At 71.5% G+C, this 12,538-nt stretch carries 10 protein-coding genes; 7 read left to right on the forward strand and 3 right to left on the reverse strand.

Translation table 11 applies throughout. The features are described from left to right. Positions 1-110: 110 nt before the first annotated feature. The 5 genes from ACX114_RS05010 (at position 111) to ACX114_RS05030 (ending at position 6,290) form a co-directional block, all read left to right on the forward strand. Entirely contained in the window at positions 111-1,598 is a 1,488-nt protein-coding gene (locus ACX114_RS05010) for an MraY family glycosyltransferase (protein WP_459295250.1), read from the forward strand. 4 nt (positions 1,599-1,602) lie between these two features. Further along, positions 1,603-2,679 (forward strand): nucleotidyltransferase domain-containing protein, encoded by a 1,077-nt coding sequence (locus ACX114_RS05015; RefSeq protein WP_459295252.1) that lies wholly within the window; start codon positions 1,603-1,605, stop codon positions 2,677-2,679. 39 nt (positions 2,680-2,718) lie between these two features. Continuing rightward, a complete protein-coding gene (locus tag ACX114_RS05020) occupies positions 2,719-3,690 on the forward strand; it encodes a nucleotidyltransferase domain-containing protein (protein WP_459295254.1) in 972 nt (323 codons plus the stop codon). A gap of 104 nt (positions 3,691-3,794) precedes the next feature. Next, positions 3,795-5,096 (forward strand): UDP-glucose dehydrogenase family protein, encoded by a 1,302-nt coding sequence (locus ACX114_RS05025; protein ID WP_459295256.1) that lies wholly within the window; start codon positions 3,795-3,797, stop codon positions 5,094-5,096. Beyond that, positions 5,097-6,290: an acyltransferase family protein gene (locus tag ACX114_RS05030; RefSeq protein ID WP_459295258.1), complete on the forward strand. Its 1,194-nt coding sequence runs from the start codon at positions 5,097-5,099 to the stop codon at positions 6,288-6,290. 203 nt (positions 6,291-6,493) lie between these two features. Here ACX114_RS05030 and ACX114_RS05035 read toward each other — a convergent pair whose 3' ends face one another. Continuing rightward, positions 6,494-6,769: a hypothetical protein gene (locus ACX114_RS05035; RefSeq protein WP_459295260.1), complete on the reverse strand. Its 276-nt coding sequence runs from the start codon at positions 6,767-6,769 to the stop codon at positions 6,494-6,496. A 178-nt stretch (positions 6,770-6,947) separates the two neighbouring features. Here ACX114_RS05035 and ACX114_RS05040 point away from each other — a divergent pair, with 178 nt between their 5' ends. Then, complete coding sequence (locus tag ACX114_RS05040) at positions 6,948-9,572, forward strand: O-antigen ligase family protein (RefSeq protein WP_459295262.1); 2,625 nt, start codon at positions 6,948-6,950, stop codon at positions 9,570-9,572. 5 nt (positions 9,573-9,577) lie between these two features. Here the strand turns inward: ACX114_RS05040 and ACX114_RS05045 are convergent, their stop codons facing one another. Together ACX114_RS05045 and astB are read right to left on the reverse strand one after the other, a co-directional pair. Further along, positions 9,578-10,108 (reverse strand): aminoacyl-tRNA deacylase, encoded by a 531-nt coding sequence (locus tag ACX114_RS05045; RefSeq protein WP_459295264.1) that lies wholly within the window; start codon positions 10,106-10,108, stop codon positions 9,578-9,580. Between the two features lie 133 nt (positions 10,109-10,241). Next, complete coding sequence (gene astB / locus ACX114_RS05050; RefSeq protein WP_459295266.1) at positions 10,242-11,564, reverse strand: N-succinylarginine dihydrolase; 1,323 nt, start codon at positions 11,562-11,564, stop codon at positions 10,242-10,244. Positions 11,565-11,582: 18 nt separating this feature from the next. Between astB and ACX114_RS05055 the strand changes: the two genes are divergently transcribed. Then, positions 11,583-12,536, forward strand: coding sequence for a lysophospholipid acyltransferase family protein (locus ACX114_RS05055; RefSeq protein ID WP_459295268.1), 954 nt, complete (start codon positions 11,583-11,585; stop codon positions 12,534-12,536). Positions 12,537-12,538 lie beyond the last annotated feature (2 nt).

A 12,538-nucleotide genomic window follows, 5' to 3' on the forward strand; every position in this document is an offset into this window, starting at 1 on the left:
TCGCCGCCCGTCCCAGCAAGGAGGCAGGCGGATCGTGACGCAACCGCGACGTCAGGACGTTGACGCGCTGCTTCGGTGGCCGTCACGATGCGGGTGGACGCTCCTCTCGCATGGTCACCTTCTTCGTCGCCTTCCTCGTATCGCTGCTCGTGGCGCTGGTGCTCACGTGGCGCGTGCGTGAGCGTGCGCTGGCGTGGGGCTGGCTGGACCAGGCGAACTCCAGCCGCAAGGTGCACGTGCGGGCCGTCCCCCGGCTGGGTGGCATTGGCATCGTGGGGGGCTTCTTCGCGCCCCTGTGCGCGCTGTTCCTCGTGGACTCGGGCGTGGGGGACCAGTTCGTCTCGCAGACGTCGCTCATCGTGGGCCTCTTCGTGGGCGGCGCCATCATCGCGGGGCTGGGCTTCTACGACGACCTCAAGGGCGCGGGCGCGAAGCTGAAGTTCTCCGTGCAGTTCGCGGTGGCGCTGGGCCTGTACGCGCTGGGCTTCCGCATCGAAGTGCTGGCCAACCCCTTTGGCGCGGAGCTGACGCTGGGGCTCCTGAGCCTGCCGCTGACGGTGGTGTGGGTGGTGGGCGTCATCAACGCGCTCAACCTCATCGACGGGTTGGACGGGCTGGCGGGCGGCGTGGCGTTCTTCGGCGTGGGCACCCACTTCCTGCTCGCGCTGATGCGCGGGGACGTGCTGCTGTGCCTGCTGATGGTGTCGCTCGCGGGCGCCATCCTCGGGTTCCTCGTCTTCAACTTCAACCCGGCCTCCATCTTCATGGGGGACACGGGCAGCATGTTCCTGGGCTTCGTGCTCGCGGCGGTGTCCATCAAGACGTCGTCGAAGAGCGGCACCGCGGTGGCGCTGCTCGTGCCGGTGATGGCGCTGGGCCTGCCCATCATGGACACGCTGCTGGCCATGGTGCGCCGCTCGCTCTTGGGCAGACCCATGTTCAGCGCGGACAAGGAGCACATCCACCACCGGCTGATGAGCCGCCTGCTCCTGTCCCACCGCACCACCGTGCTGGTGCTCTATGCGCTGTGCACGCTGTTCATGGTCACCGCGCTGGCGCTCAACTTCGCCAACAGCCTGCAGAGCGCGCTGCTGCTCTGTGGCGTCGGCGTGGTCATCATGGTGCTGATGCGCAAGCTGGGCTACCTGGACGTGCGCCGCATGGAGGCGGTCCAGCAGACGCGCCATCGCAACCTGGAGCTGCGCTCACTGGTTCGCTCCGTCACCGCCGCGGTGCGCGCGGCCGGTTCGTTCCAGGAGGTGTGGAACGCCGTCCGTCCGCTGTCCCAGGGGCTGAGCCTGTCCGCGCTGGAGCTGCGCCTGCGCCGTCCGCATGAGGACGTGAACGCGGGCGTCGTCTTCGAGTCCCAGCACCCGGACGCCGGTTCCGCGGCGGCGCTGGAGGTGCGCCTGGACGTGAAGGAGGAGGAGGACCTGCTCGGCGCGCTGCGCCTGGTCTGGCGCGACGGCCGGTCCGCCATCGACCGGGACGAGGAGCTGGCGCTGGAGGTGGTCGCGGACGCGGTGGCTGAACGCGTGGGGCAGCTCGTGGCGCTGGAGGCCGCGGAGCCCCAGCGCATCATCGCGCTCCGGCGGTGAGCCCATGACCGCCTCTCCGGCCCTGCTGACCCTGCTCCAGGCCTGGCCGGACGCGCCGGATGCTCCCGCGCCCGTGGACGCGGACGCCTGCGACGCGCTGGTGAAGGCCGCCGTGCGCCACGGGCTCGCGGGCTTCGTCGAGCACGCGCTCGCGAAGGCGGACTGGACGCTGACCCCGGACGCCGCCGCGCTGCTCACCCGCGAGGCCCGCACGAGCGCGGCGCGGGGCATGCGCGTGCGCTCGCTCCTGTCGCGCAGCCTGATGGCGCTGGCGGCGCTGGGCGTGACGCCGGTGCTGCTCAAGGGCTACGGGCTGGCGCGCAGGCTCTACCCGGAGCCGCTCCAGCGCGCGACGAACGACGTGGACCTGCTGGTGCCGCGCGCGCGGGTGCTGTGCGCCGTGCACGCGCTGGAGGGGATGGGGCTCACCACCCAGGCCGGCGACGTGGACCGGGACGACGCGCACCACGTGGAGCTCACCGGCCCGGATGGGATGGTGGAGCTGCACTACCGCGCGCTCGCGGGCTACGGCCTGTCGCTGGAGGGCGACGCGATGGTGGCGCGGGCAGTGGACGCGACGCTGGACGGCCACCCCGTGCGCTACCTGTGCCCGGAGGACGAGGCCGTGTACCTGTCCCTGCACGCGAGCAACCACCTGCTGCAGCGGCTGGCCTGGCTGTTCGACCTGAAGCTGCTGGCGCGGGCACACCCCCGGCTCGACTGGGACCGGGTGGTGACACGCGCGCGGCGCACGGGGCTGCCCCACCTGGTCTGGTACGCATGGGACGCCGCATACCGGCTGCTGGACGCGCCCGTGCCCCCCTGGGTGCTCAAGGCGCTCTCACCGCCCCGGTGGCAGCGGGCGCTGGCGACGCGGCTGTTCTCCGGGCCCCGGCTGGTGGGCGCGGAGCTGGCGGGGAACAAGCCCGCGTGGATCGCCGCGAAGCTGGCCCTGGCGCCCCGGGCCCGGCCCATGGTGCGGTACGCCCTGCGGCGGCTGCGCGTCGCCCGGCCCCCTCCCGGGACGGGAGCGGAACCAGGGGCGCCACGGCCTGTTCGCTCGCCCGCTGGAAGACGGTGATTGCGGCGGGCGGGCCCGGCCCATTAAAGGTGCCGCACCATGGCGCCCAGCCTCCTCGACACCTTCCGGGTCCTGTCCTCCTTCGAGCCCCCGCGCGGAAAGCTCCGGGGCGCACCATGGGAGGCGTACGTCGACTGGGCCATCGCGCAGGGACTGGCGCCGCTGGCGGCGTACAACCTGGAGTACCGGATGGGCGGCGGCGATGCGCCGGAGTGGGCCCGCGACCGGATGATGTCCATCTACACCGGCTCCGTGAACGACAACGTCATGAAGCTGGTCCACTTCAAGCGCATCGTGGATCAGCTGGAGGGCCGCAAGATTCTGCTCCTGGGCGGCGCGGCCTTCGCGGAGGCGCTCTACCCGCACGTGGGCTTCCGGCCCGTGCTGGACATCCAGGTGCTGGTGCGCCGCATGGACGTGGACGGCTTCGCCGGCTACCTGTCCAACCACGAGTTCGTCCCGGAGCCGGACACGACGAACAGCGGAGCGGCTCGCGTCGTGTCCGACGGCCGCACCCCCATCCACATCTACGCGGACGTGCTGGGCGCGAACCGACGTGAGCAGTTGGCCGGCATCTTCGAGCGCGCCCGACCCATGAAGGTCTACGGACAGTCCGTCTTCCGCCCGGAGCTGGAGGACGCGCTGCTCCTCACCGCGCTGGACCAGGCCCACCACGGGTATGACGTGCCATGGCTGTCCTTCGTGGACCTGCGCGAGCTCATCACCGGCGCCACCTGGATGGGCGGTGTGTACTCGCGCCCACTGGATGTGCCGGCGCTGCTCGCACGCGCGGAGGCGTTCGGCCTGGAGCGCGCCCTCTACACGTCGCTGGCCATCGTGGCGCGGCTGTTCCCGGAAGCGGAGGCGCAGGCGACCGCCGCGTTCCCGCCGCTGCGCCGCGCGACCCGTGAACTTCTGGACCGCGGCGTGGTGGGTCCGGTGAGCACCCCCGGACGTTCGTCCGCCCTGCGGGGTGTGGATCGACTGCGACGCCTCCTCACGGGGCGATAAGGCTGTCTGGTCGCTCGGCGTCCTTCGTGCCTGGGCTTTCTTTCAGTGCTCCGGTCGGCGTATGAGTTCATGACGCCACCTGTCGAAACCAGGACACTCAAAGAATGCGCATTGCCATTATCGGATCGGGTTACGTCGGACTCGTCGCGGGCACCTGCTTCGCGGACTCGGGCAACGACGTCGCGTGCGTGGACATCGATGAGCGGAAGATCCGCATGCTCCAGGATGGACAGGTTCCCATCTATGAGCCGGGTCTGGAGGAGCTCATCAAGAAGAACGTGAAGGAGAAGCGCCTCACGTTCACCACGAACCTGGCCGAAGGCGTGCAGAACGCCCAGGCCGTGTTCATCGCTGTAGGCACCCCTGAAGGGGAGAGCGGCGAGGCGGATCTCCAGTACGTGCTCGCGGCGGCGCAGGCGGTGGGCCGCGCGATGAAGCAGTACACGGTGGTGGTGGACAAGAGCACCGTGCCGGTGGGCACCGCGGACAAGGTCCGTGAGGCCATCGCCAAGGTGACGGACGTGGAGTTCGACGTCGTCTCCAACCCGGAGTTCCTGAAGGAAGGCGCCGCGCTGGACGACTTCTTCAAGCCGGACCGCGTCGTCATTGGCGCGGACACGGAGCGCGCCCGGAACATCATGGGAGAGCTGTACGCGCCGTTCGTGCGCACGGAGAACCCCATCCTGTTCATGGACACGCGCTCCGCGGAGCTGACGAAGTACGCGGCCAACGCGATGCTCGCGACGCGCATCTCGTTCATGAACGACATCTCCGCGCTCTGCGAGAAGGTGGGCGCGGACGTGGACTTCGTGCGCAAGGGCCTGGGCGCGGACAAGCGCATCGGCTACCCGTTCCTCTTCCCGGGCGTGGGCTACGGCGGCTCCTGCTTCCCCAAGGACGTGAAGGCGCTCGTCACCACGGCGCGTGAGTACGGCCTGGAGCTGGACCTGCTGCGCGCGGTGGAGCGCACCAACGAGCGCCAGAAGAAGCTGCTCGTGAGCAAGGCCGTGAAGCACTACGGGTCGCTGGAGGGCAAGAAGTTCGGCGTCTGGGGCCTGGCGTTCAAGCCGAAGACGGACGACATGCGCGAGGCGCCGTCCATCGAGGTCATCGAGGGCCTCATCGGCAAGGGCGCGACGGTGATCGCGCACGACCCGGTGGCCGCGCACGCGGCGAAGCGCGTCTTCGGCGACCGCATCCGCTACGCGGAGCTGCCGTACGACGCGCTGGAGGGTGTGGACGGCCTGTTCGTGGTGACGGAGTGGAACGAGTTCCGCCACCCGGACTTCGCGCGCATGAAGTCGCTGATGAAGACGCCGGTGGTGTTCGACGGCCGCAACATCTTCCAGCCCGCGCGCATGCGTGAGCAGGGCTTCACCTACTTCGGCATCGGTCGTAACAAGTAGATGAAGCCGCAGTCCGGAGGCTCGCTGGATGCACTGACAGGGCTGCGCTTCCTGGCGGCCCTGCACGTCGTGTTGTTCCACTTCGGCACCCCCTGCATCCAGGGCGTGGCGCCGGAGTGGATGGTGCAGGTGGTGGCCTCCGGCTATGCGTCCGTGGGGGTCTTCTTCCTCCTGTCCGGCTTCGTGCTCGCGTACAACTACGTGGACACGGCCGGCGGGATGCAGACCCCGCCCCGGGCCTTCTGGAGCGCGCGGGTGGCGCGCGTCTACCCGGTGTTCCTCCTGATGTTCCTCTTGTCGGCGGTGCCCACGGCGCAGGGCTCGCTGGCGGCGAACACCGTGCCGGTGGCGGCGGCGAAGCTGACCACGGCGGGGCTCACCACGCTGCTGCTGCTCCAGTCGTGGGTGCCGAAGCTGGCGCTGTACTGGAACCCTCCGTCCTGGTCCGTGTCGGTGGAGGCGTTCTTCTACGCGCTGTTCCCGGCGCTGGCCGGGCGGCTGGAGCGCTTCCGGGGGGCGCGCATGGTGGCGGCCCTGGTGGGCGTGTGGCTGTTGGGGCTGCTGCCGCCGGTGCTCTACCTGGTGCTGCGGCCGGACGGGCCGGGCCCGCTGAACGCGGCGTCCGGCGGCATGTGGCTGGCGGTGGTGAAGTTGAACCCGCTGGCGCGCCTGCCGGAGTTCTTGTTGGGCGTGCTGCTGGGGCTCGTCTTCGTGCGGGAGCGGGCGGCTGCGAATGCGACGACCCGGCGCTCCGGCGCGGTGATGGCGCTGGCAGGCGCGGCGCTGCTGGTCGCGGGCTTCTCGCAGGGCGCGTGGATTCCGTACCCGCTGATGCACAACGCGCTGCTGGCGCCCGCGTCAGCGCTGCTGGTGTACGGCCTGGCGCGCGGCGGCGGCCCGCTGGGGCAGGTGCTGGCGAAGCCGTGGCTGGTGCACCTGGGCGGGGCCAGCTACGCGCTGTACCTGCTGCAGTACCCCGTCAGCGAGCTGGTGCACTGGCTGGAGCGCTTCGTGGGCCTGTTGTCACCCACGGGCTTCCTGGCGGTGCTGCTGGTGTTGCTGGTGCCCGCGTCGGTGGCGGTGCACCGGTGGGTGGAGACGCCGTGGCGCACGCGGGTGCGGCGAGGGCTTCAGCCGTGGGTGGATGGTGCGTCCACGCGGCCGGCTCCGGCTCCCGTGGTGCCGGGCACCTGAGCGTTGAGGCAGCGCGCCGTCAGCGGGTGAGGCCCTGGGCTCTTCGGGGCCGCGACAGCGCGACTTCAGCGGGCGAGGTTCGGCGGTTAGCGCCTTGGGCCCTTGGGGGCCTTGAAGGCCGAGCCTTGCGGCAGCGCGTATTCAGCGGGCGAGGCCTTGGGCCCTTCGGAGCCCTGAAGGCCGAGCCTCGCGACAGCGCGACTTCAGCGGGCGAGGCCGCAGGCCTTCTTGCCCTCTTCGGTCTCGATGGCGCGGCAGTCGCAGCCGTCGAGCTTCGCCTCACAGACCATCTCGTCGTCGGCGGTGGGCTCCACGCGGCCTTCTTCGTCAGCGGCGCGCTGCTGGCAGGCCTGCTTCTCCACCGAGTTCAGGGCGCACTCGCAGAGCTTCTCGGACAACTCGCGGCATGCGCTCTTGCACGCGGTGAGTCCGGAGAGGGAGGCGCAGAGGACGGCGGCGGTGAGCAGGAAGCGACGCATGGGGTCGGGGGAAGATGCCAGATGGTTCCCCGGATGCAAGCGGTGTCCCGGGCGGGGCGTTCATTCGATGGCCCCGGAAGACCGCGCCCGGGGAGGAGGCGTCCAGGCGTCACGCCCGCTGGCCGAGGGGACAAGCCCCGGAGGTCCGCGAGGAGCGTGACATACTCCCGCGCCGCGCATGGCTCCTGGCTCCCACCGCGTCTCCCGGTACACCGTCTACGCGGAAGCAGTGCTCGCGGCGTTGGTGGTGCTGGGCCCGGTGGCGCTCGGCGGCGCCGCGCATTGGGTGTCCTGGCCGCTGTGCGTGCTGTCCGGGGCCGCGGCGGTGCTGGCCTTCGTGGGGGCCCGCAGGCAGGGAGAGACCCCGCGCGTGCCGCTCCTCGCCGCGCCGCTGGTGGGCGCCGTGGTGCTGTGCGCGTTGCAACTCGTGCCACTGCCACCCAGGCTGCTCGCGTTCGTGAGTCCGGAGGCCCAGGCGCTGCGCGAGGACGTGCTCGTTCCGCTGGGGCTCACGGGCTGGCGGCCGGTGTCGCTGGAGCCTTCCGCCACGTGGCGTGAGCTGGCGAAGCACGGGGCCTATCTCCTCACGTTCGTCGCGGCTGTGCAGGTGTGCCGCGCTCGCGCGTCGCGGCAGCGGCTGCTCGCGGTCCTTTCGTTCACGGGCGCGGCGGTGGCGACGGTGGGGTTGGGACACGCGCTGTTCGGCGTGGAGGCGCTGTTCGGGCTGCGGGCCTACGTGCATGCGCGGCCGCCGCTGGTGACGCCGTTCGGAAATCCCAACCACCTCGCGGGCTTCCTGGGGCTGTGCGCGACGGTGGCGGTGGGGCTCGCGCTTTCGAAGCAGCCGCGTTCGCGCGCGTGGCCCTTCGCGATGGCGGCGCTCGTTTCCGGCGCGGGCGTGCTGCTGTCGCTGTCTCGCGCGGGCATCGTGTTCTTCATCTTCGGGCAGGTGCTGCTCGCCGCGTGGCTGGTGAAGCAGCGTCGCGAGGCGCGCACTCCCGCCAGGCCCGCGTGGGGACGGGGCGCGGCGGTGCTGCTGGGACTGCTGGCGACGCTGTCCGTGGGCGCGTACCTGGCGGCGGATCAGCTGTGGGCGGAGGCGCGCACCGTGGACGGCGTGGAGTCCCTGCGCCGCGGCAAGATGGAGCCCTGGCCGATGATGGCCCGCGCGGCCCGCGCCTTCCCGGTGCTGGGCATGGGGCGCGGCGCGTTCGAAGCCGCCTTCCCTCGCTACCAGACCGAACCCAACCCCAACACCTTCACGCACCCGGAGAACGCGGTGTTGCAGGTGGCGGCGGAGTGGGGCGTGCCGGGACTGCTGCTGCTCGGGCTGGCCCTCTGGGCCTTCGTGAAGCGCGTGCGGCGCGAGGACCACGGGCCCGTGGAGCTGGCGGCGCTGTCCGGCGTGGCGGCGCTGGCGCTGCACAACCTCTTCGACTTCAGCCTGGAGCTGCCCGCGTGCGCGGTGGCGGTCGCGGTGGTGCTGGGCGCGGTGGCCCGGCCCCGTGAGGCCGAGCGCATGGCCGCTCGCCGCACGAAGTGGGGCACGCTGCCCGCCAGGCCCGCGCTGGCGTTGGCGGCGGGGCTCACGGCCGTGATGCTCGTCGCGCTCGTGCCCGGACAGCGGAGGATGGTGGACGCGGAGGCGCTGCTGGCGGAGCGCGTGGCGGCGCGGGTACCCGTCGCGGAGGTGCGAGCGCTGGGGCTCCAGCTCATCGACACGCACCCGGCGGACTACCTGCTGTACCGGCTGATGGCGATGGCCTCCGTGTCGAACGGCGCCGAGGGCGCGAAGGACGCGCTGACCTTCGTCAATCACACGCTGTACCTGCATCCCCTGGATGCGCCCGCGCACCGCGTGGCCGCACGGGCCCTGCTGCACCTGGGCCGGCGTGAGCAGGCCTTCCTGGAGTACCGGCTCGCGCACGAGGCCGGCGATACGCGCGTGCTGATCAGCGAGGCGATGCCCCGGGCCCGCACGGTCGATGAACTGAAGACCCTCACGTCCGAAGCGCCCGGACAGGTGGTGGAGCTGGCGGAGGCGCTGCTCGCCGGTCCCTCGCGTCGCGCGCTGGGGCTCGAGTGGCTCGCCTGGGCACGTGAACACTTCGAGGGCCGGCCCGAAGCCACCGCGCTGTGGAGGCAGGAGGCGCGCGGACGGCTGGCCCAGCGAGAGCTCCCCGAGGCGGAGGCGGCCTGCGCGGAGGTGGAGCGGCGCGCCCCGGATGCACTGGCCACGCACCTGCTGCGCGCGGACGTGTGGCGTGCACAGGGAAGGCAAGCGGAGGCACTCCAGTCGCTGGAGGCGCTCGTGAAGCGCTTTCCCCACGACGTGGAACTGGCCTTCACGCTGGCCACGCGGCAGCAGGAGGCCGGGCTCACGCGCAGGTCGCGGGACACACTGGCCGCCATGGCGCCGTACCTGACCGACCTGCGGCAGCGCGCGCGCATGCTGTCGCTGGAGGCGGACAGCTTCGAGAAGGAAGGCCTGCTGGCCCGTGCACTGGAGCAGCGCCGCTCGGTCGTGGGGCTGCTGCCCGGTCCGGAGAGCCACTTCGCGGTGGCCCGGTTGCAGGAGCTGCTGTCGCGCTACGACGCGGCGGCGCGCTCGGTGCACGAGGGCCTGCGGCTCATGCCGCTCAACGATGCACGGCGCGCGGAGGGTGAGGCCTGGGCGGCGCGGCTGGAAGAACGCGAGCGTGCGCTGCAGGACGCACACAAGGGGGCGCTGCTGGAGGACGCGAAGGGGCAGGAACTGGAAGCGCCGGGTTCACCGGCGGTCAGCGACGCTCCCCCACCCTGAGGACCTCAGGCCGACGCGCCCGAGTCCTCCGCGGACGCTCTGTACGAAGAGGCCTTCTCCTCCTCTTCACGGAGCGGCTGGATGAAGGTGGCGACCAACGGCCACTCCAGGCGCGCGAAGTCCTGGAAGCGCATCTCCAGGGCTTCCTCGTGCGAACCCGCGCGGAACAGCAACCGCTCGTTGGCGCTCAGGGACTCATCCATCGCGACGGGCAGGCCGTACAGCTCTCCAAAGGGAGGCTCGGCGCCCGTCTCGCAGTCAGGGAAGTGGTCTTTGAACTCGGACTCGGCGGCGAGCCGCGTGGTGCGGACGCCCAGCGTGTGGCGGACCTGCCTCAGGTCCACGGTCGCCATCGCGGGAACGACGACGATCCACGGCTGCCGGTCGGCCAGCACGATGACGGACTTGGCCACGCGCCAGGCAGGCACGTTGAGGGCGTCCACGAGCTCCATCGCGGTCACGGCCCGGGCGTGGGCATATCGCTCGAAGGGGACGCGATGGCGCCGCAGATAGCTTTGAATGGCACTCGGAATCATGGGGGACATCACCTCCTTCGCCTACAAGGTGTGTCCGGACGACGCGGGCGGCCATTCGCCACCCGAACGGGGCGGTCATGACGGCCTGCCCTCGTCGGGTGCGCCGGAGGGCAGGCGGGCAGGCCTGCTCACGTCACTGCTGGAAGTCGTAGACGCTGCCCAGCTTCAGCAGCCGCGTCAGCTCGTCGAGCGCGGTCATCGTCTCGCGCGCGAGCTGCGGATCGCGCACGTCCTCCGGCTTGAGCACGTCGCGGTAGTGCTTGCGCACCCAGCCCGCGAGCGACTCATGCAGGGCCGGCGAATAGAAGACGTCCGCGGTGATGGCGGCGCGCTCCGCGTCCGTGAGCGAGATGCGCTGACGCAGGCACGCCGGGCCGCCGCCGTTGTTCATGGACTGCCGGACGTCCAGGTAGTGCACCGCCTTCACCGGGTTGTCCCCGGCGACGACGCGCTCCAGGAAGGCGCGGGCGGTGGGCGTCTCGCGGCTCTCCGTGGGCGCGATGATGGCCATGGTGCCGTCCGGCAGCGACAGCACCTGCGAGTTGAACGGGTAGGCGCGCACCGCGTCCTTCACCGGCAGCTCGGCGTCCGTCGCGACCTCGAAGCGGAACGCGTCACCCAGCTTCTCGCGCAGCGTCTGGAGGAGCTTCGGGTGCTCCACGAAGGCCAGCGCGTGCAGCATGAGGAAGCGCTCGTTGCCCACCGCGAGCACGTCCGTGTGAAACGCGCCCGCGTCGATGCCATCCGGATGCTGCTGGGGAAGCACCACCTGCTCCGGCGCCAGCTGGTGCAGCCGCGCCAGGGCCTGGCTGGACTCCAGCGTCTGGCGCGCGGGGAAGCGCTGCGGCCCCTTCACGTCCTGCCACGCGCTGCGGCCCCAGGCGAGCACGTGCACGGCCTTGTGCCCCGGCGTGAAGAGGCGCGTGTGGTTGGCCGCGCCCTCGTCCGCGAAGTGCGAGCCGCCCGGCAGCGGCGCGTGCACCTGGAAGTGCTTCGCGTCCGCGAAGATGGCGCGCAGCACCGCGTGCGTGGTGTCCGCCTCGATGGCGCGGTGGAACATCTGCGTGAGGTTCGCGGGCGTCAGGTGCACCCGGCCATCCGCGGTGTCCGTTGAAGGCGCCACGGTGGCCGCGTTCGCCGTCCACATGGCGGAGGCGCTGGAGTTGAGGCGCAGGAGGTGCTCCGCGTCGCGCGCGGCGCGGGTGATGACCTCCTCGTCGGAGCCCGTGAAGCCCAGGGCCCGCAGGGTGCGCAGGGAGGGGCGCGGCTGGGGCGGCAGCACCGCCTGGCCCACGCCCAGCTCCGACACGAAGCGCATCTTCTCCAGCCCCTGGAGCGCCGCCTCCCGGGGGTGGCTGGGCTGGCCGCCGTGGTGCTGTGACGCCAGGTTGCCCGGCGAGAGGCCGGCGTAATTGTGGGTCGGGCCAATGAGGCCGTCGAAGTTGTATTCGCGCATGGGATATGGAGACGCGTCGTGGAGCGTCCCCCTTTAACAAAGCGCCTCAAGCGTTACCTGCGCTACCTGCTCATCGCCGGGATGTTGCGCCTGCTCCAGTTCCTGCCGCTGGACACGGCCCGCACCCTGGGCATGACCCTGGGCGGCTGGGCCTACGCGCTCGCGGGCGGGGAGCGCAGGAAGGCGCTCAAGTCGCTGGCCCGCGCCTTCCCGGAGAGGACCGGGGCGGAGCGTGACGCGCTCGCCCGTGACGCCTTCCGTCACCTGGCCGCCGCCGCCCTGGAGGTCGCCTCCGCGAGGGCGCTGGATGCCGGGCTGGAGTCCCTGGTGTCCTGGCCGGACGCGGACCGCCAGGTGCTGGAGGCCGCGCTGGCGAAGGGGAAGGGCGTCGTCTTCGTGTCCGGCCACGTGGGCAACTGGGAGCTGCTCGCCCGGCGTGTGGCGAAGGCGGGCTACCCCAGCCAGAGCATCGCGAAGGAGACCAGCGACCCGCGCCTCACCGCGCTGGTGGAGGACTTCCGGGCGAAGGGCGGGGTGCGCAGCATCTGGCGCGGCCAGGAGGGCGCGGCCCGGGCCATGCTCCGGGCGCTCCGGAGCGGCGAAATCCTGGGCATCCTCATCGACCAGGACACCAAGGTGCAGTCCGTCTTCGTGCCCTTCTTCGGGGAGCTGGCGGCCACCCCGCGCGCCGCGGCGGACCTGGCGCTGCGCACCGGCGCGGCGGTGGTGGTGGGCTTCTGTCAGCGCGACGGCCAGGGCTACCGGCTCACCATGGAAGAGGTGCCGCACCCGGACGCGACGGAGCGTGAAGCGGCCGTGCAGGCGCTCACCGCCGCGCTGTCGCAGCGCATCGAGGCGGCCATCCGCCGCGCCCCCGAACAGTGGGTGTGGATGCATCAGCGCTGGAAGACGCGTCCTCCCGAGGACGTTCCCCCGGCCCTCGCCGACGCACCGTCCGCCCCGGCGCGGTGATA

The organism is Corallococcus sp. M7, from assembly GCF_054512695.1.